17 protein-coding genes and 2 pseudogenes are annotated in these 19,460 nt (G+C 61.0%); 8 read left to right on the forward strand and 11 right to left on the reverse strand.

Annotation, left to right across the window (positions count from 1 at the left end; all coding sequences use genetic code 11):
- Positions 1-317: 317 nt before the first annotated feature.
- From N8E88_RS02660 to traA, 3 genes are read right to left on the reverse strand one after another with little or no spacing between them, the layout of a single operon-like run.
- Entirely contained in the window at positions 318-2,804 is a 2,487-nt protein-coding gene (locus tag N8E88_RS02660) for a zeta toxin family protein (RefSeq protein WP_262290984.1), read from the reverse strand.
- Between the two features lie 2 nt (positions 2,805-2,806).
- The gene (locus N8E88_RS02665) at positions 2,807-3,076 is read right to left on the reverse strand and encodes a hypothetical protein (protein ID WP_262290985.1); all 270 of its coding nucleotides are present in this window, start codon (positions 3,074-3,076) and stop codon (positions 2,807-2,809) included.
- A 28-nt stretch (positions 3,077-3,104) separates the two neighbouring features.
- Positions 3,105-7,721 (reverse strand): Ti-type conjugative transfer relaxase TraA, encoded by a 4,617-nt coding sequence (gene traA, locus N8E88_RS02670; protein ID WP_262290986.1) that lies wholly within the window; start codon positions 7,719-7,721, stop codon positions 3,105-3,107.
- A gap of 220 nt (positions 7,722-7,941) precedes the next feature.
- On the opposite strand from traA, the gene N8E88_RS02675 reads away from it, so the two are divergent.
- The 4 genes from N8E88_RS02675 to N8E88_RS02690 are packed head-to-tail and all read left to right on the forward strand — an operon-like array spanning position 7,942 to position 10,829.
- Entirely contained in the window at positions 7,942-8,229 is a 288-nt protein-coding gene (locus tag N8E88_RS02675) for a TraC family protein (protein WP_262290987.1), read from the forward strand.
- Positions 8,219-8,458, forward strand: a complete 240-nt coding sequence (locus tag N8E88_RS02680) for a conjugal transfer protein TraD (RefSeq protein WP_262290988.1) — start codon at positions 8,219-8,221, stop codon at positions 8,456-8,458. Before N8E88_RS02675 ends, N8E88_RS02680 begins: the two co-directional genes overlap by 11 nt.
- On the forward strand, positions 8,449-10,362 hold the full coding sequence (gene traG / locus N8E88_RS02685) for a Ti-type conjugative transfer system protein TraG (RefSeq protein ID WP_262290989.1): 1,914 nt from the start codon (positions 8,449-8,451) through the stop codon (positions 10,360-10,362). Before N8E88_RS02680 ends, traG begins: the two co-directional genes overlap by 10 nt.
- Positions 10,359-10,829 carry a hypothetical protein gene (locus N8E88_RS02690; protein ID WP_262290990.1) on the forward strand — a complete coding sequence of 157 codons (471 nt, stop codon included), beginning with the start codon at positions 10,359-10,361 and terminating at the stop codon, positions 10,827-10,829. Before traG ends, N8E88_RS02690 begins: the two co-directional genes overlap by 4 nt.
- 17 nt (positions 10,830-10,846) lie before the next feature.
- Here the strand turns inward: N8E88_RS02690 and N8E88_RS02695 are convergent, their stop codons facing one another.
- Positions 10,847-11,239, reverse strand: coding sequence for a hypothetical protein (locus N8E88_RS02695; RefSeq protein ID WP_262290991.1), 393 nt, complete (start codon positions 11,237-11,239; stop codon positions 10,847-10,849).
- Between the two features lie 101 nt (positions 11,240-11,340).
- Here N8E88_RS02695 and N8E88_RS02700 point away from each other — a divergent pair, with 101 nt between their 5' ends.
- The gene (locus N8E88_RS02700) at positions 11,341-11,631 is read left to right on the forward strand and encodes a hypothetical protein (protein ID WP_262290992.1); all 291 of its coding nucleotides are present in this window, start codon (positions 11,341-11,343) and stop codon (positions 11,629-11,631) included.
- Positions 11,632-11,854: 223 nt separating this feature from the next.
- Here the strand turns inward: N8E88_RS02700 and N8E88_RS02705 are convergent, their stop codons facing one another.
- Together N8E88_RS02705 and N8E88_RS02710 are read right to left on the reverse strand one after the other, a co-directional pair.
- Positions 11,855-12,178 (reverse strand): DUF736 domain-containing protein, encoded by a 324-nt coding sequence (locus N8E88_RS02705; protein WP_262290993.1) that lies wholly within the window; start codon positions 12,176-12,178, stop codon positions 11,855-11,857.
- Positions 12,179-12,765: 587 nt separating this feature from the next.
- On the reverse strand, positions 12,766-12,954 hold the full coding sequence (locus tag N8E88_RS02710; RefSeq protein WP_262290994.1) for a hypothetical protein: 189 nt from the start codon (positions 12,952-12,954) through the stop codon (positions 12,766-12,768).
- A gap of 193 nt (positions 12,955-13,147) precedes the next feature.
- On the opposite strand from N8E88_RS02710, the gene N8E88_RS02715 reads away from it, so the two are divergent.
- Complete coding sequence (locus N8E88_RS02715) at positions 13,148-13,492, forward strand: RWP-RK domain-containing protein (RefSeq protein ID WP_262290995.1); 345 nt, start codon at positions 13,148-13,150, stop codon at positions 13,490-13,492.
- Between the two features lie 214 nt (positions 13,493-13,706).
- A pseudogene (locus N8E88_RS02720) lies at positions 13,707-13,946 on the forward strand (SAM-dependent methyltransferase); the annotation flags it as partial.
- Between the two features lie 253 nt (positions 13,947-14,199).
- On the opposite strand, the gene N8E88_RS02725 reads toward N8E88_RS02720, so the two are convergent.
- The 5 genes and pseudogenes from N8E88_RS02725 to N8E88_RS02745 all read right to left on the reverse strand — a co-directional run bounded on the left by N8E88_RS02725 (position 14,200) and on the right by N8E88_RS02745 (position 18,789).
- The gene (locus N8E88_RS02725) at positions 14,200-14,343 is read right to left on the reverse strand and encodes a hypothetical protein (RefSeq protein WP_262290996.1); all 144 of its coding nucleotides are present in this window, start codon (positions 14,341-14,343) and stop codon (positions 14,200-14,202) included.
- A 52-nt stretch (positions 14,344-14,395) separates the two neighbouring features.
- Positions 14,396-14,945 (reverse strand): annotated as a pseudogene (locus N8E88_RS02730) (FAD-binding oxidoreductase); the annotation flags it as partial.
- Positions 14,946-15,008: 63 nt separating this feature from the next.
- Positions 15,009-16,748 (reverse strand): FAD-dependent oxidoreductase, encoded by a 1,740-nt coding sequence (locus tag N8E88_RS02735; RefSeq protein WP_262290997.1) that lies wholly within the window; start codon positions 16,746-16,748, stop codon positions 15,009-15,011.
- A gap of 29 nt (positions 16,749-16,777) precedes the next feature.
- Positions 16,778-17,602, reverse strand: a complete 825-nt coding sequence (locus N8E88_RS02740) for a phosphoenolpyruvate hydrolase family protein (RefSeq protein ID WP_262290998.1) — start codon at positions 17,600-17,602, stop codon at positions 16,778-16,780.
- On the reverse strand, positions 17,599-18,789 hold the full coding sequence (locus N8E88_RS02745) for a Tm-1-like ATP-binding domain-containing protein (protein ID WP_262290999.1): 1,191 nt from the start codon (positions 18,787-18,789) through the stop codon (positions 17,599-17,601). Before N8E88_RS02745 ends, N8E88_RS02740 begins: the two co-directional genes overlap by 4 nt.
- A gap of 110 nt (positions 18,790-18,899) precedes the next feature.
- On the opposite strand from N8E88_RS02745, the gene N8E88_RS02750 reads away from it, so the two are divergent.
- The gene (locus tag N8E88_RS02750; RefSeq protein ID WP_262291000.1) at positions 18,900-19,454 is read left to right on the forward strand and encodes a hypothetical protein; all 555 of its coding nucleotides are present in this window, start codon (positions 18,900-18,902) and stop codon (positions 19,452-19,454) included.
- Positions 19,455-19,460 lie beyond the last annotated feature (6 nt).

Genomic DNA, 19,460 nt, shown 5'->3' on the forward strand with positions numbered 1-19,460 from the left:
TAATTGCTACATGCACATATATATTCATTATGGTGCTTTTCCACAACCTTCCCGCAGACACACGCGCGCAGGAGTGCCTTGCCCACGGCAGATCAGGGACGGTATCGGCAAAGCCGTGCTCGTAGCGATTGCGCAAGATCGACTATTGGTTCGAAGACACGCACTCCGGATATTGCAATCGACGTCGAGTGACTTATGTGTCGCCGATTGCGTCGCGGCGGGCTCAAACGCGGACCTTCTCCTCGAACTACGCGACTACGGCCTTCGAGGTGGTATCACCATCATCTCGTGAGACATCAGCGAAAGCCAGACAGCGCTCATCGTCTCGCGAGATTCATCGCCTCCACCCGTGACCGTTCTGTGGATTGAACCTTCAACGCATGCCGCGTGTCCACGACCTGGCGCAGCACCTTTCTGACGTCCGTCGCCCGCATTTCGCCGATGCCGTGGATAGTCGCAACATCCTTGATTTCCCCCGCCTTGAGGTTTGCGAGGTCGGAAGGTGCAAACCTCTTGGTGATTGCCAGCGAAAGGCGCTCGAGCTCGCGCTTGAGCCCATCATTTCCCACAAGCTGCCGCCGTCGGTCGTCTCCCTCTGATGCGAGAACCGTTGACAGCGCCGCGGATGGCTGGGGGACTTCGACGCGCTGACGCGCCTGTTCCTCGCGGTGCTGCGTGACAATCTGATGCCGCTCGAAATCTACCGCCAATCCGTAATCAGCCAAGGCAGCGGCGAGCCGCGGCGCATGGGCCTCGGCCGTCTTGCGCTCGGGGGTTGCCCCGCGAAGCCATCTGCTCCCCTCCCCGGCCATTTCGCCGAGCCGCCCCGCACGCACGTCGTCGCCGGCGGCAGCACCTCTTTGCGCATCGACAATGCCTCGCACTGGCGCCGACACCGCCTGTCTGCTGCCGTATACTAGCCGCGACAGGTGCTCGATTTCGGCACGTTTGTCCGCCAGCCGCGAGGACTGTTGCAGCCGCTCGCCGATCTCTAAGGCCGTAAGGTCCGGCAAATGCCGAGCCGGAACCAAGGGTGAGCTTGGGACCGGAGCGCGGCCTGGGTCCGATCGGCGCTCCAGCCCGACACCCAACGTCTGTTCGTTTTCGGCGATACCGCGCACGAACGCATCGGCCACTCTGCGCCGTTCCGGATCGAGGCGGTCATGCCGTGCGGTCTCAGCCAGGACCGCCTCCAGCATGGCCTTGGCGCGAGCGCGGTTGTCGAGATCGACTGTCCGAAGCCGAAGGTCGTCCCGCATCGGGCGGAACTGTTTTCCGTTCACATCGACGATGGCGGTCGCAATCGCTGCGCGCTCGGCAAACGTCATGTTGCGCTCAAGCCGCCGCCCTGCCCGCGCAATCGCCGCCGCATATCCCGGTTCGATCATCCGGGTCATCGCCTCGTCGGCCGACGCCCTGCCATCGGCCACGCTGTTGGCCGCTCGGGCAAAGGTTTTGCGCATGCCGGCTGCCTCTGCCCAGGAATCCGCGACATTGGCGAGACGCGACATGCGATCCGTCGGGCCGAACACCTGCGCGTCGATCGCCACGCGATTGAGGTCTCGGCCGAAATGCTCCGTCAACCGCCGCCGTGTCCCGTCCGGCGTTTCAACGGCAAGATCGGCAGGCAGCCGGTGCGCGGCGGGAAACTCGGTGCTAGCGCGCTTGTCCTGCACCATGGCTCGGGTCGTGACGATCTTGCCGTCCTCCGGCAGGAGGCCGAGCTCGCGAGCCACTTCAACGAGGCGTAAGGCGATATAAGTCTGGGTCAAACGGCCGGCCGCATGGGCCTCGACATTGCCGATGGGCCGGCGTTCCGCGTCGCGGATCGTATTCTCGTAGAGTTCCACGAAGAGGCGCAGTCCATCCGCTGAACGTTGGAAGATCGTTCGATCACGATCCTGGCCATTTGGCCCGCCGGACTCGCGGCGTTCGGCCAGAAGCAGGCTCACGTCTTCGGCAGCCCGTGTCTCGACCTGAGCAATGCGATCGGCGGGCGCCTTCCGCTCGGTCATCCGGTTCAGCACGAAACCCCAGTCGTCGGCAAACCGTTGCAGTTCGCCACGCGTCAGGGGGCGCGACTGTTCCTGCTCGAGCGCCAGCCTCGCCCGCGGCGGCCGCGACCATTCACTGTTCCAAAGTTCGTTGTCATAAAGAACCGTGCCGCCGCGCATCCGCAGTTGCAGGCGATCGACCAGGCGCTCACGCTCGAGCTTTTCGAGACTGACACGAAGCCCGTCAACGGCGGCATCGTGACCGTGTTGTGGCGGGATCCGCGCGGCCTCCCCGGCGTGCAGCATCTCCTCGAAGCGAAAGAGGTTGCCCTGCCAGCTCAGCCGTGGGTTGACGGCAACCGCGCGCACATCGACTTCATAGCCGGCATCGCGAACGGTGCGGATAACGCGTGCGACATTCTCCGGCGTCCGCATCGTCGTCTCAAAGACGATGTTGACCTGACGGTCGGCCGCTGCGGCCAGCAGTTTCTCCGTCCAGCGGCCCGCATCCATCTGCGTGAAGCGCGATGCCGTTTCCGGATCCTGCCGCTGGTAGGTCAGGAAGTCCGGATGATAGGATCTGAGCTCGTCGCCGACGATGCGGATCGTCGGACCGGCCTTGGCAAGCTCAGAATGGCTGGCGATCAGAACGGCTGTCTTTCCGGCGCCCGGCTGGCCGCCGAGCAGGATCAGGCGCGGACGTGCCGCCCGGCCCATTTCCTCGGGCAGGTAATCCGGCAAGACGTCGTGGCGGAAGATGCGCTCGTTTCTTTCGGCCGAGAGCAAGCCGGGAACTGCCTCCTCCGCCATGATCAGAACTCCGCCCAGAAGCGGGCTTCGTCCCTGACCCGCGGGCCCCAGACGGCGATGACCGTTTCGACGGCATCGTGATCATCGACACGGATGCGTTGCTGCAGATCGATGAGTTCGCGGCGTCGCTCGCGCATCTGTTGGGCCGCGGCGGGATCTTGCTCGTCGAATTCATAGACGCGCGCTGTCACGATCGCGCGCGCCTGATTGATCACTTCGATGGCGATCTCGGCACGGACGATTGCACCGTAGGAGGTTTCCTGTTTAGCCATGCGTGTGGTTCCTTTCGTTTCCTGGGTTTCAGAGATTGACGCCGCGGGCGCGGTTGATGGTGCGCTGGCGCCGCTCCGAGATGATGTTCTGGCTCGCCTCCATGCGGACGGCTTGCTGGAGGACCTTGAGCCTGTCGCGCATTGCCTCGAATGCCGGGCGATGCGCCGGCGGCACCCGGTTGACGGCGTCCTTCTCCTCACGAAGGATCGCATTGCGCCCGAAGCGCTCGTCGAGCGCCCTGCTGACGGCCGCGAACTCACGTCGGATGTCCGGATCGATCGAACCGGCGATGGCGCCGAGCTTGCGGTCGCCCTTCTTTACCTCGGTGGCCAGCCGCGCGAGAACATCTTCCGCCTCTTTCGACAGCCCGGGAATGGCGACCGCCATCCGGCGGCGCTCTTCAGCGATCGCCTGGCTTTCCGCATCCAAGGCGCCTGTGTAGGAGCTGCCGAGCGAACGCAGCCGTGCCGCGGCCTCGGGCACGGATCGCAGCGCACCCTTCCGCTCCCAGCCGGCGGCGAGCATAAGGTCCATGATCCGATCGGAACCGCGCAGAGCACTATAGGCGGCGGGATCGTTGCTGATGGCCGCGGCAATGCGCTCGGCGGCAAAACCCTTCACCAGGAGTTCCTCGATCCTGCTGACCGCGCCGGCGGGATCTCGCCAGACGCGTACTGCGGCCTCCGCCAGCGACGCGCGCTGCTGACGATAGTGCGGAGCGGAGAGCGCCCGGAACCGTGCCTCCTCGTCCACCGGCGTCTTGAACGCGGTGACCGCGGCAAGCATCGGCAGCACGGCAGGGTTCTGCATTTCCGGATCGGCGCTGGCGGCAGCAACGATCTTCGAACGGTCCTGCCGCTCAGTCAGATGCTGTGCCTCGGCAAAGCGTTTTACGGACTCAAACAGCGTTGTCAGCGCTTCGCGTTTTTCCGGCGTGAGGTCTTCCGGCATGCGCTCGATCATGTTGCGCTCGGCGACGATATCAGCCTTCGGCGTAAACGCGCTCCAGCCGAAGCGGGCGGTGAGCGCCTCGCTGACCGCCTTGATCTCCTGGACAGTGGCGCGATCCTCGACGGCGAGCGCAAATGCGTTTCTGTAGGTGTCGTCGCCGCCGCGCTCACGCACCGCCTCGATCTCGCCGAGACGTGCCATCGCCCGGCCGGAAAGCGCGGGCACCGACAGTGACATGTGGCTGCGGCGCATCTGCTCGCGGATGCCAAAGCGCTCGGCGTCCCTGCGGAACGCGGTCGCATGGGCGCGGATCAGCGGCAGCAATTGCGTGAGAGTTGCCGTCGCGACGCTGCGCTCCTCGCATGCCATGCGACCACCGACCGTGAGAGCGGACCCGCGCAGGCGACCGAGCCGAGCCGGGGCAATCGCCACGTCGTCTGCGAGCTTGCGAGGTTCGATGCCGGCATCCGATGCCAAGGCGTTCAGGTGGACAAGTGCTGCATCCGGATCGCGATAGATCTTCTCCAAGAGTGGCCGCAGGATGTCTTCGCGTTCCCTCCAGGCCGGGGATGAAAGCTGCGCCAGCCGCGCGTCCTCATCAGCGCTGCGGCGGAACACCGTGGTGGGCGGGATCAGATACCGGCCGCCGGAGATGGCTTCCGGGAGGATTTGCGTGTCGGATCGCTCTTCATCGTGGGACGCGCGCCGTTCCCGATCGATCGCAAAGCCGGGCGCAACGCTTGCACGTTCCCACAGCTTCGCCACCTTCTCCCTCTTATCCGCCACCCACGCCAGCCGCCGCGAAACGCCCTCCTCCATTTCGGCCGCGGCCAAAGAGAGATGGTCGATGCCGCGCCTCCAGGCGAAGTCTTGTGCATGCGCGCGGTATCCGGCCTCGCTCTCGAAATCGAGCGTCGTCGTCTTTGCGCCGGAGCGCGACAATCGCCCCACCAACTGCCCGAACAGTTCCGGCCGATGGCTTTCCAGCTCGATCCGCGACTCACGCGCCTCAGCGGTTTCGATCTGCTTCGCTGTCCAGACATTGCGCTCGACGAGCCGTTCCACAAAACGCTTGCTCCCGGTTTCCGCATCGATGACCGGAACCTTCACGGTGACGTTCTCGATACCATCCTTGCGCAACGTCACGGTGTCGCCGGTCGAGACGCCGCCCCTCTCGATCGCCTTCGGCAGGCTGACACCCCAAAGGCGATGCGTGGCCCCTCCGTCGGTCTTGATATCGGCATAGGGGCTTGCCTCGACATCGTCGGCATCACGGAATTTCGCCATCCCCTCTTGGATGAGTTCGCCGGTAACACCCGCCATATGATCGACGCGCGCCTTTCGTCCCCAGTCCGGCCTCGCCTCGAAATCTTCCTTCGCCGCATAGAGATCGGCGCGATCGCGATGCCGCGTCATCGCAACATAGGTGAGGTGCTGGTCCATCATGCCGGTCGCCAGCACAAAGGTCCGGTCAACGGTGACACCTTGCGATTTGTGGATGGTGGCGGCATAGCCGTGATCGACATTGCGATAGCTGTCTTCGCTGAAAATGACGTCGCGGCCATTGTCGAGGCGGACCGAAATCAGGGTTCGGCCGCGCTTGTCACTGGTGGAAACGACCGTGCCGAGCATGCCGTTCTTGACATATTGCGGGCCGAGATGGTCGGCACGCCGTTCGAGGAAGCGGGCGTTTTTGAGAAAGATGATCCGGTCGCCGGCGGCGAATTCGCGGGTCCCTCGTTCGGTCTGGAAGGCGCGATTGTCACCGAGCGCGCCCTCACCCGTCATGACGTGACGCAGCGCCGCGTTCAGCCGTTTCACGTCGTCATTGGTGTGGGCGAGGACGAGCAGTTCGTCGCCGCGCAAACGGTCACTGTTGCCTTCCAGGACGGATTTGCGAAGCAGTTGCCGGCGGGTATCCGTCCAATCGGCAACGATCCGCCCGACGATCTCGTCACGCGTTTGCGCTTCCACAAGATGGCCATGTAGGGCATAGACGTCGAGTCCCCTCTCGACCTCGCTGCGCGCGAAAAGACGCGAGGCCTCGCGCGCCCACTGTTCACGCTGGCGCCGCACACCGGCGAGCTCGGCAAAGCCGATCCGCTCGGTGATCGCCCGGAAGGCGGCACCCGCCTGGATCGGCTGGAGCTGCATGGCGTCGCCGACCAAAACGACTTTCGCCTGTGCCTCTTCGGCAATCTTCAGGACACGGGCCATCTGCTGCGACGACACCATGCCAGCCTCGTCGATCACCAGCACATCGCCGCGTTCGAGCCTGCCGCGACCGCCCGCCCAGGCCAGTTCCAACGAGGCAAGTGTGCGCGATCTTATGCCGGAACTGTCCTCCAACCCTTCCGCCGCTTTGCCGGCAAGGGCCGCACCGATCACCCGGCGGCCGTCGCTCTCCCAGGCGACACGAGCGGCGGCAAGCAGCGTCGATTTGCCCGCGCCTGCGAGACCGACGACGGCCGCGATGCCACGGTCGCCAGTGACATGACGGACAGCGTCAACCTGTTCCGCATCGAGCTGGAAGGGCTTTTCGGGATCACCGGTTTCGACGCTCTTGATGGCGGCCGCGACATGCCGTGACGAAACGGCAAAACCCTTGCGCTCCGACAGGACCTGCGCCGATTGCGCCATGTCGTATTCGACGCGCAGGATATCCCGCGTCGTGAAGATCGCCGGCTCCGCCGCCCTCCCCGTCTCGGCATCGACCTCTTGCGGCTTTAGCATCACCAGATTGTCGGACGCCATCAGCCGCGCCCGGATGTTGGCGAAGTCCGAGGGATTGTCGACATAGCGATGCAGCGCTTTGGCGATGTCGCGTTCGTCAAAGGTCGACCGTTCGTTACCGAGCTGCTTCAGGAGAAGCTCCGGATCGGCCAGCAACCGATCCGCCATCTCCTGCCGCCGGGCAAGGTCCGCCGGCGCGAAATAGAGCTCCCTGCCCTTCCTGGCCAATGCTGCCTTTTCCGGCCCGAGGTGCTTCTGCGCAATGCCGTCGAGACCCTGTTCGGCATATGAGCGGCCGTCGAGCCGGATCTCATGGCCGCCAAGCGCCAGATGGCGGTTTGCCGTTTCCGCCCAGGCGATCTTCCACGCCTTCATGGTTTCCTTGTCGCCGGCCCAGAGCTTGTAAACGATCTTGCCGCCCGGCCGATCCGGCGTGACGACACGCAGCGGCTCGCCATTCTCACCCAGGACGGCGATCTTCTTCGGCCCAAACCCTTCCTCCGTCAGGGGCCTCAGCGCGGTCATTAAGTGAATGTGCGGGTTGCCGTCCTTGTCGTGATAGACCCAGTCGGCAATCATGCCCTTCGACGTGAAATTCTCACTGAACTCGCGCACCAGCGCGACGTTTTCCGCCCGCGACAGTTCTTCCGGCAGGGCAATGATCAGCTCTCGGGCGAGCTGCGCGTCCGCCCTCTTCTCGAACGCATCGACAGCATTCCACAGCACCTCACTGGCGCCGGCAACGGAACGTCCGTCGATTGCGGTGCGAAGCCACGCCGGTATCTCGTCCGGCAGGGCCAGTTCCTCATGCACCAGCTCGGAGGCACCGCCACGATAGCTGAACGACGTGCCGGCCTGTTCGTCCATCATCCGGGCGCGATGACGATAGGCGGCGGCCGAGACGATGCTGCGTCCCGCTCCCCTGCTGATCACCTGCCCTCTGATGAACATGATCGCCATGACTCTCCGCACCTTCCAAGCACGTCGCGCCAGCGACGTATATTGCGCCCTCAAACCGATCGGCCTCATCAAGCCGATGCCGCTTCTCCGGATGCCGGCCAACAGCCGGAATGCCGGCACGACATTTTTGGGGTAATGCAAAATAACCTATTTTACTAACGTTTTCTAGCTAGTATAATCGCCGCTGTTCAGATTGCTGCGACAGAGGAAGGAAACAGGAATGGCCGCAAAATCATCGATCAACGATCTCGACGCCCAGATCGAGAAGCTGCGGGAGCGCAGAAAGCTTCTGGTCGTCAAATCGGCGGAGCGCTTTGCCCGTTCCGCCACGAAATCAGGGCTGGCGGAAATGGAGATCACGGATGACGCGCTCGACCGCATCTTCGAGGAGATTGCCGCGCGATTTCGCAAAGAAGAGAAGAAAGGATCTGGTGGCACTGCTTCTCAAGCGCATCGACCAGCAAATCGCGGCACTGGAGCGTCGCCGGAGGTTTCACATGACAGCTGATCGCAAACGCCAGGCACGCGAGACGTTTCTTCTCGGCGGCATTGTCGCCAAGGCGGGTCTGACGACAGCTGACCGGGCCTTTCTGCTCGGCGGCTTCATCGAACTGGCAAGGATCGCTCCGGGCTCGCCCGAACATCGGCGGCTGCGCGATCTCGGCGCTGAGGCATTCAGGGCCACATCGATGGACGCGGCGTCACCGCAGATCGGGGAGACGGCGGAATGGCACTGAAAGGGAAATTGCATCCGAGCCAGTTGCTTGTGCTCGTGCCGATCGCGGTGACGGTAATGACGATCTACATCGTCGGCTGGCGATGGCCAGGATTGGCCTCCGGACTCACGGGCAAGGCAGAATATTGGTTCCTCCGGGCCGGACCGGTACCGGCACTTCTGTTCGGACCGCTTGGTGGTCTCCTGACGGTCTGGGCCTTGCCGCTGCATCGGCGCAGGCCGATCGCCGTTGCGGGCCTCATCTGCTTTCTGGCCGTTTTCGCATTCTATGCCCTGCGCGAATATGGGCGTCTTGCTCTGTCCGTAAACCAGGGGATCGTCACCTGGGATCGCGCGCTTTCCTATCTCGACATGGTTGCCGCGCTGGGCGCGCTCGCCGGCTTTATCGCCTCGGCGGTAGCCGCGCGCATTTCCATTGTCGTCCCCGAAGCGGTCAAGCGCGCCAAGCGGGGGACCTTCGGCGACGCCGATTGGCTGCCGATGGCCGCAGTGGGAAAGCTGTTTCCGGCCGATGGCGAAATCGTCGTCGGGGAACGCTACCGCGTCGACAAGGAAATCGTCCATGAGCTCCCCTTCGACCCGAGCGATCGGGGCACATGGGGGCAAGGTGGCAAGGCGCCATTGCTGACGTTCAGACAAGATTTCGATTCCACCCATATGCTGTTTTTCGCCGGCTCAGGCGGCTTTAAGACCACCAGCAATGTTGTGCCAACGGCGCTCAGATATACCGGGCCGCTGATCTGCCTCGATCCGTCGACCGAGGTCGCACCGATGGTAGTCGAACACCGAACGCACACGCTCGGCCGCGAGGTGATGGTGCTCGATCCGACGAACCCGATCATGGGCTTCAACGTGCTCGACGGGATCGCGGCATCGAAGCACAAGGAGGAAGACATCGTTGGCATCGCACACATGCTTTTGTCGGAAAGCGCGCGCTTCGAATCCTCGACCGGCTCCTACTTCCAGAACCAGGCGCACAATTTGCTGACCGGCCTCTTGGCGCATGTCATGCTGTCGCCGGACTATGCCGGCCGGCGACACCTGCGCAGTTTGAGGCAGATCGTATCGGAGCCTGAGCCGTCGGTGCTGGCGATGCTGCGCGACATCCAGGAGAACGCGCAATCGACCTTCATCCGCGAAACGCTCGGCGTCTTCACCAACATGACCGAGCAGACGTTCTCGGGTGTCTATTCGACCGCGTCGAAGGATACGCAATGGCTCTCGCTCGATAGTTACGCCGCGCTCGTCTGCGGCAATGCCTTCAAGTCGAGCGATATCGTCACGGGCAAGAAGGACGTGTTCCTCAATATCCCCGCGTCGATCCTGCGCTCCTATCCGGGCATCGGCCGCGTCATCATCGGCTCGCTGATCAATGCCATGGTTCAGGCCGACGGCGCGTTCAAACGCCGGGCGCTGTTCATGCTCGACGAGGTGGATCTGCTCGGCTACATGCGGGTGCTGGAGGAGGCGCGCGATCGGGGGCGCAAGTATGGCATCACCATGATGCTGATGTACCAGTCGGTCGGTCAGTTGGAGCGGCATTTCGGCAAGGACGGCGCGACGTCGTGGATCGATGGTTGCGCCTTTGCATCCTACGCGGCGATCAAGGCGCTCGACACCGCCCGCAACGTCTCGGCCCAATGCGGCGAAATGACCGTCGAAGTCGAGGGCCGCTCGCGCAATTTGGGCTGGGACACGAAAAACGGCGGCACGCGCAAATCCGAAAGCGTCAACTTCCAACGCCGGCCGCTGATCATGCCGCACGAGATCACCCAATCGATGCGCAAGGACGAGCAGATCATCATTGTCCAGGGCCATAGCCCGATCCGCTGCGGGCGGGCGATCTACTTCCGGCGCAAGGAGATGGATGCGGCGGCAAAGGCAAACCGCTTTGTAACGCTTTGACGATAGAGCGGAATAAAGAATCCAGCGAACTGGTCGACGTCGAACAAGGACAAAGCGGCTTTGCTGCGGCTCCTGACGGGATAGGCTCATCGGGCATGGGTCCGTGCATTGCTGCAGCCGTGCTCAATCATAGCCAAGGAAAAGCCTGGCTGGTGCACGAGTCCGGGTGGTCCGTGAACTCTCAGTTGCTTGACGACATCTTTGATGATGCGCGAGCGGCGGCGGCAGAGCATGACAAGATCACGCTCTGGCTCCTTGGAGCCTGCATTGGCGACACTCAGGATCCTGAAGTTGTCGAAATGACCCGTGCGGATCGGAAAATGGCCCTGGAACGAGCCCAAGACCGTTTTCCCTCCGCAACGATCGTGACCGAATTTTCCGACGATCCTGAGGTCATGTCCATGAGCGTGGAGTTTGAATATGACGGCAGTAAATGGGTTGAAGAAATGACTCGGGATTCCTGGTAGGCGCAGTCGACGACAACCTACCGCCGTCGCCTATAGCGCTCGAAGGGATCTTCAGCTCCCGGAGGAGCGAACCAATCGACAAGCATCGTATAGCCAACAGAGAAGGCGACGAGACCGAGCGCCATCAGGCCGAAAGTCCAGAAGGGCATGCCGGCGGCGGCTTCCGGATGGGCGAAAACGACGATCGACATCGGTAGCATGACGATCGCCGCCAGCATCATCATTCCGGTGAATGGCCGAAACATGCAGAGCAGATAGAAGGCGAGATACCAGACACAATAGAAGACGACGCGTCCCGTTCCTTTGAGAAGAGTGAAGGGAAAACTGACGGCAAAGCGGAAAATGAGCGCGCCGGGACCTTTGGGCGCAGCACAACGGTGGCTGTTCGTGGAAAGAGGCTCGATCGCCATCGTCGGACATCCCGTTTTTGCTCTCGGGCCCAGACGGCGATCCGACCCACATTCGCCTTTTCGATTATGGCGCGAAGGCCAACCTGCCACAGAGTAGACTGATGTTTTCGCGCGAGTCTAATCATGATCCAGAGACAAGGCAATACCGGGAGCGCCAAGGCGGACAGGGAGTCGCGCCGGTCGATCCGGCGCGACTCCCTCTATCCGGAGAGGAAAGAGCTGCCTTATGGCAGCTGCTCCCCGGCGTAATCTTCGCGCTAGGCCTTGAGTGTCTCGAGCTCGGCCTCGATGAGCCGGCGCTGCGCCGCTTTTGCCTCGGCGCGCAGTTCCTCGATGGTCCACATGATGTTGAAGTAGTAGTGGTCATCGTCGTCATCTCCTTATTGACGTGAAAGATGCCGGCGGCGTCATGAGGGGTACAAGGGGTCAAGGGCTCGCGGAACGCGACCGGCGGCCTTGAGGCCTTGTTTGCCTCATGGCAGACTGGGCGGAACTGAGCAGACAGCCATCCTCTCGTGTGGCACCCGAAAAACTGCAAACGGGTTCGATACCCGTTTGCAGTTTTGGAAATCGGCGGTGCAAGGATCCTGCGTCGCTGTAGCCGGCTGCCCGGCCTCAGGCCGGATTGTTCCAGAGGATAACCTTGCGGTTCGGCTCACCGCCGGGGGCGGGGGCGAGGTTGCCGAAGATCACGCCGATCTCCGGAGCCTCCAGCTTGACCGAGAGGTATTCTTCACCGGTCTGGCGGGCGATGCGGTTCCAGCCCGCGCCGATCTCAAAGCCACTTTTGCGGTGGATGATGCGGTAGTCGGGGGCTTCCTCGCTCGCCTTGTTGGCGTTCGGGATGATGGCGATCGGGGCGTTGACCCGGATGGTGGCGAAGACGCCTTCGAGGCTGCCGTCGGTCTTCTGGGTGAGGGTTGCGATCGTGGTGGCCATGGTAGTTTCTCCTTCGGTTGCTCGGGACCATTCCCGATGACGCCCGAAGAAGGGGCCGAGCCGCAGGCGTCACCGGAGCGACAGCGAGGGGGAACCCCCTTGCGGGGTTGACGCTGACGGCGGCCGGTCCCTTAAAAAGGCGGCATAGAGAACGGGAATGGTTTCGAAGCGGCCGAAGCCGGAGATAGAATCGCACGGCCGTCCGGTGGCAACCCGGTGCGGGTAGATAGGGGAGTTGAAGTCACCACTTGCCGGAACCGCCCCGCGTCGCCAGTCAGATGCAAATGTGCGGGAACCGGCCCCGTCTCGCCGCATGCACAGGCAGACCGGCATGTGCGAGCGCCATGCAACCCGTCAGCCTCCGGGCGACTGTCTCCGCTCGCGGCGCGCTGCGGCAGGCATTAAAACTCGGCGCCCTCGACAGCCGGACGCTTGCGATGGTAACCCCGAATGGCCGCCGAGACCGCATTATCCATTGGCGCGCCCCGCTGGCTGGGATCGTTGCGAAGTGCACAACGCGGAGGCGACCCGATTGAACCAGCACGCGTCAACAGCGGCTCGATGAACTGGTCCCCCAAGCTGCGACGTCACGCCTGTTCGCGGCGCTTGATCGAAATGGATAGAACGCCCGCGCAGACGACGATCAGAAACCCACATGCCATGTAGAGGAAGGCCTCGGACGCGCCTGGTACAAGAGTCGGCAGGAGATAGATCGCAAACCCGAAGCCGCCGGAAAGCAAGTGTCGATTGCCAAGGTAAATTACCCTTGGCCACATTCTAAGCCATTGAAATCGCATAAGTCAATTTTGACGTGTTGCAGCAAAATTACCTTTTTTGCCAAGATAAATTACCTTTGGCCTAAAATTTATGCATTTCGCGGTTGCAGCCAAGCTTTCGTTGCCGGTTGCAACTGTGTGTGGCGAACCGATAATATCGCCTCTGAACTTGCGAAAGCCAGATGGAGATTGCATGACCCAACACGGGCTCTCCCGCGAAGAGCTGTTTGCGTTGGTTTGGGAAAAGCCGACCCAGGAAGTGGCGAAAGAGCTCGGTGTTTCGGATGTTGCAATCGGTAAGCTATGTGTTCGTTTGCAGGTTCCAAAGCCGCCGCGCGGATATTGGGCCAGAGTGCAGGCTGATCAAACTCCACGACGTCCTCCACTGGCGGCTTTTCGCGAGGAAGTTGAACGCAGCCGCCAGAAGGCGGCACGGGCGATATCGGCGGCATCTCTTTCGAATCTACAGCAACAATTTTACCGGGTGGCGCTCTCCGACCTGCAAGGTCGCGGTGTCGATGTAAAGGGAGCAAACTGAGAGGCAGTCGACTATCCGACATAAACCCGGACCTTGCTACGCAGATTCTGCTGGCCATTCAGAACCGGGGATATGAGTGGATCAAGGACGGAAAGGTAATCGCGACCTGGGCACATCCAGCACGCAATAGCTTGGCGAAGCTTGTCGAAAGGCTATTACCAATCGCCCGGCCACAGCTGCTGGTGTTTGAGAACACAGGCAAGAAGGACTGGTACACGACAATTACTTTGAAACTTATAGTTTCAATGAGACGTGGCAGCGCGACGGAAGGGCTATCGAAATGCGCTTCTGGCATCGGCCACTCCACGCCATGTTTGACGCCCTCAAGTCGGCCGGTTTTCAGATCAATATACTGAGCGAACCGCAGCCTGACCCGCGCGCGCTCTTCCCGGATGCATATCAGAGCCTGACGACCAAGCCTCGCTTCATCTTTTTCTCAGCGGTGAAATTATGAATCGGGTATTCGTGATTTCATCCCCGCAGAAAGATTTCATCTTGTCCCGCAAACGGTGCACTCAAGGTCAAAAAATCAGCCTTTACGCCGTCAAGCACAGTGTTCCATATCCGTTCTCAAATGTCGGACAGATGAACCACTTTCGTGTCGGGAGCCCATAAAGGAGTTGGCGGACTCCGTGGGTCCGTCCATCTTTTACTGCCAGCCGCCCCAACCTTGCCGAAGCCAAGTCACCGTTTCAGGTTCGCTCTGGCTAACCCTTCTCAATGGTGGCGAACATCGTCGCGTAAGCTTCGCGAATATCGTTTTTCAGCGCCTCGCTTGCGCCAACACCATCACCTGCCGCAAGACATGCGACGACCTCGGAATGGCGCTTATGTCCATGTTGCAACGCCATGCCGGCCGTCAGTAAATGGAGAAGCGGACCGCTCTGAAGCCAGAGGATTTCGATTGTTCGTCGTCACTCCGTATTTTAGACAGTGTGACCCGCCGGAATACATTCCGATATTGCCGCCAATGGTGCAAGCGAGCTGCGAGCTCGGATCCGGCGCATAGAAGAAGCCGTCCACAGCGACCGCTTCCGTGATCGAGATGTTTGTGACGCCCGCCTGAACGACGGCAACGCGGTTCGGCAAGTCGATCTCAAGGATGCGGTTCATTTTAGAGAGGCCGATCACGACCGCGTCCTCCTGCGGAATCGCTCCTCCACATGGATGTTCCCGCACCGCGAGGAACGACAGGAATCTTGTTCCGGTAGCAGTATGCCATCACTGCGCCGACTTCTTCCGTTGTCGTGGGAAGAACAACCGCGAGCGGGATCCTCCGATAAGACACAAATGCGTCGGTTTCGAACGGAACGAGTTCCCGAGGTTCGTGAATGAGGGCGTCGCGGGGCACCAGCGCAGCCAGGTCTTTTACGATCTGGCTGCGCCTCCCGATGATCTCAGGGGATGGCGTCAGAAAACGGATGCTTCGGTCACGGTTCCTCCTAACCGACATCATACCCGGCATCGCGAATGTCAGACACGCGGGCTGCCCTTAGTCTGCGGGTCTCACAGCGCTTCAGCCGACAGTCTGCTTGATGTGCTCGACAACCCTGAATGCGAAGGTGATGCCTGGCCCTATCGTGATGCCGGCCCCCGGATAGATTCCCCGCATCGGCGACGTCATGTCGTTACCGCAAGCGTAAAGACCCTTGATCGGCATCCCTTCGCCGTCCAGCACCTGCCCATAGGTGTTGGCAGCCAGTCCTGTAGAGGTGCCAAGCGTCGCCGGAACGATCTGAAGGGCATAGAATGGACCGTGGGAGATCTTGCCGAGATTTGGGTTCTTGATGCCCACAGCCGGGTCGCCAAGCATCCGGTTGAAGGCCGATTCGCCTCTTTTGAAATAAGGGTCTACGCCGGTTTCGGCATGACGGTTATGCTCCGAGACCGTAGCTTCGAGCGTGGAGGCATCGAGACCGATCTTGGCTGCAAGCTCGCTAAGGGATTTCCCCGACTGCAGGTACCCCAGCTTTTCGAACTTTTTCGTGCTCGATGTCCATGGCCAAGGAAGAAGCTGGCCCATTCCTCGCTTCTTGATGAACATCGCGTCGCAGATGAAATAGAAGCGTTTTTCCCTCGAATAGCCGTTCTCGAACAGCGCGAGGCAAATGTCGTGATACGAGTTGGATTCATTGACGAAACGTTTGGCATTCGGCCCGACTGCGATTACGCCCGGCCTGCCGCGGTCAAGCCAACCATAAGGCACGGTCTTGACTTCGCCTCTACCGCTATTCAGAAGCGAGATGGGCGTCCAGAAGCCAGCGCTTGCGCCTTCGGTATCCACGTCCGCCCCGGCCCGCCGAGCAGCAGAAATGCCATCGCCGGTGGCGTCAGGATGCGCAAGCGTATAGTCATGCTGATGGTTACCGCTCAATTCCTGCCGGAGCTGCGGGCTACGAGCAAAGCCGCCCGTTGCAAGAACGACGCCGCGTCTGGCTCGTACTGCGACGATACCGCCGCTCTCCCGGACGGTTGCGCCGATCACATTGCCATCAGACGAGCGAACAACGTCAGCCAAGCTGGCATTCGTCGAGATCGGGACGCCGCGCTTGCGCAAGCTCGTTAAAAGCCTGGCGATGAGCGCGTTACCTCCACTGAGTTCCGTGCCCCGCGGAAACTTCGTACGGTCCGCCACATAACGGGAAACGCGTTTCAGGACATGTTTCATAGCCGATCCCGACTGCAGCGGATTGAGGAATTTTCCCACCTCGCTCGAAGAAATCATCATGCCGCCCAGCACGACGCGTATCGGATCGCCGATCAGCTTGAAGTCCGCCTTCAACAGCCGCCCGTCGTAGGGGGCGGGACTGAGAGCGCGGCCGGAATCGACGCCGCCGACCTGGCTCGAATGGTAGTCCGGCGCCGAGGCAAGCGTGAACTTGACGTCCGTGTCTTTCTCCAGTTCCGAAACAGCCTTGGGACCGTCCTGAAGCAACGCATCTACATAGTCGGCCCGATAATAGTTGCCGAGCTCGTTCTTCAGATATGTGCGCGCGTTATCAAGGCTGTCACTGACCTTTGCCGCCACTGCTTGCGGCGAGCAAGGGATCCAGATCATGCCGTTCGAAAGCGCAGTCGTCCCACCGAGCTTGGGCGATTTTTCGAATACCAGGACTTTAAGTCCCTGCTTCGCGGCGAAGAGAGCTGCCGAAAGTCCGGCGGCGCCACTGCCGAAGACCACGACATCGGCCTCCTGGTCCCATTTCATGTTTTCCGTTGAGCCGCACCCTGCGCGTGCAGTGAGTTCTTCAGACATTTTCATCTCGCTTGGCTGTCGGGGCTGGGTCATCTTTTCAACGGGACGGCCTTGAAGGCCTCGGCAACGGCTTTGACGGCCCGTTCGATCGGGATCCGTTCGATCGATGAAGCGCCGACGAATCCTACGCATTCGGTCTCCCGGTAGACCGCTTCCGTATCTTCGGGCTCCGCGATCGCGCCTCCATGCGACAGCAGGATCACGTCCGAGCGCACCGCCTTCGCAGCATTGTTGATGTGGTTGATCTTCGTGATCGCTTCATTAATTGCCTGACCGTCTTCATGGCCGGACAAGCCTCCACGCGTCGCGCCGACATGTGGCACGATGCAGTCCGCGCCAACCCGTGCCATGGCTTCGGCGTCTTCCGCCGACGCGACATACGCCATCGTGAAGATTTTCTTTTTTCTGGCGAGCTCTATCATCTCGACTTCGCGATCGAAGCCGAGACCGACACGCCCCCTTCGATCTCGCCACTTGTCTCCCATGGTCGAGATGGTCGGATAGTTGATCACCCCGGAGTAGCCGGCAGCGATGAACTTATCCAAGAGAAGATCGAGGTCGAGCCTGACAGGATCCCAAGCTTCGACCCCACCGATCACCGGCACCTCCGAGACCACGTTGCGGATCTCGGCTGCCATCTCGATCGTCCTGGAATTTGAATCGCCAATGCGGCTCGTTGGAAGACCCATCAATCTGGAGAGACCGGTGCTGTAGACGACGAGCATATCGGCGCCGCCGATCACCGCGCATTTCGCAACAAGACCACAACTGCTTCCTGCTGCCAGGACGGGTTTGCCTTGATCTACTTGCCTTCTGATCGACGCAAGAATTTCATCTCGAGAGATAGTTTTCATTGATGCTTCTCCTCTCGAAGCTGCTGCAGGAGCCAGTTCACTGCGGTTTCTGAAAAGTCGGGATCGTTGATGTGAGCGTCGAGCTCGATGATAGGCACCGTTTCGGGAAGGACGTCCCGCAACCCCTTCAACCATCCTTCATCTGCATTCGTGTCAAAGAAGACGCCACCGTCGCGATCGTAGTCGGATACGCCTCGGGCGGGCCAAGCAACGATCGTGGGGCCTGATGCGCTGGCGAGCCGCTCTCCGGCAAGCCGTCCAATCTGCTCGTTCTCCTCTCGCGTGGTACGCATGAGGGTCGTGTAGGGCGTGTGCGAGTAGAGGTTTCTGTGCTCGAACGACTTCGGAACAGTCTGCCGAGCGCCGAAGTTCACCATGTCGACAGCACCCGGCGCGATGAACTGGGGTATGCCCTTTCTGCCTGCCGACGTAAGACGTCCAGGGCCGGCGCTTGCCGTACCACCGAGCAGTTCGTCGGCGAGTTCAGTCGTCGTTAGATCAATGACGCCATCGAACTCTCCGGCCTGGATCAACGCCTCCATCTTCTTTCCGCCGGTTCCGTTTGCCGGAAAGACGATCGAGTCGATATCGCTCTGCTTGAGCAGTTCGACGCATCGATTAACAGCAGGCGTCGTCACGCCGAACGCGGTAATCGCGACAATCTTCCGCTCTCTCCCACCTTGCGTGGGCTCATAGTGGAGGTTTGCAATCGCGCGGGCCGCATTGCCCAGCACCCTAGACGTGAAAGAGTTGATCCCGAAGAAATCGACAATTGTCGGGTACAGAATAATGTCGCTCTTGGCTGCGAGCTCTCCCAGCAGTGCGGGGCGCGCGCTCGAAACCAGCAGTTTGGGAAACCCGTAAGGCAGGTCCGAGGCCACATGAGCGAAGACACCGCTTCCTTTGCCACCTGCGATCCCTAGAACCGCGGTTATCTCTCCGGAAGCCGCTTGTTCATCGACACACTTTTTCACGGCGGCGGCGTTGGACTCAAGCAATTCTGCGGGGTTTTGCTCTCTCGCGCCAGAGGTTCCGGTGTCAAGAAAGACCACCCGTCGTCCGCAGTCCATGATGATTTCGGCAACGAAATCCGCCTCGGCGGATTTTGTGTCCATGGTTGCGACGATACCCACGGCGCCTTGATTATCGATCAGGCCCATGGCTGCGGCCTTCTCATCGCAACGCACAACGTATCCAAATTCATAGATTCTCTTCCCAGGTATTTCCTCTTCCTGAGAAACGATCTAAGTCCATTCGCCGCCTCGTTGGTCGCCGATAACTTGGGAGATGGGTAAAATTGGGAACTGAAGAAGCGATTACTGGGGAATACTGTCTGTCGGTTCGGCCGGGCATCCCGAGCGGAGCTGGGAAAACCATCTCGGTCTATGCGCCCCCGTTGGCTTCCCTGCCCTCGGGATCGCGATTGATCATGGCAACACTGCCGGTCCTGGATTGGAATGAGCTGCTGCAGGCCGCGTTGCTGGACGTTCAAGTTCCGGAAGCCGGCGCGTCGTATGCCGCCGTTCTCATGATTGATCCGTTTGCCTGCTGGTCCGATATAGCAGAGCTGCTCCGAAAAGGCGGCATAAGCCGTGTGACGAATTTTCCTCCGGCGTCGTTCTGCCAGGGCGCTTCGGGCCAGAACGAGACATTCGGGAGGGTGGAGATCGAATGTTTGGAGTGGTTTCAGAACGAAGGATTCGAGGTGCTCTACAACGCAGCGGACGTCGGTCAGCTCCCGCAAGGCCTTTCTAGCAATGCGGTGCAGTTGTCGCCGGAACTGATGAACTCAACCATTGAAGACGAAATGAAGTTCGTCATCGTCGACGGGGTCGTCAGTCTCCCAGGGTGAATTCGA

Origin of the sequence: Phyllobacterium zundukense, from assembly GCF_025452195.1 — a bacterium.
Lineage (GTDB): Bacteria > Pseudomonadota > Alphaproteobacteria > Rhizobiales > Rhizobiaceae > Phyllobacterium > Phyllobacterium zundukense_A.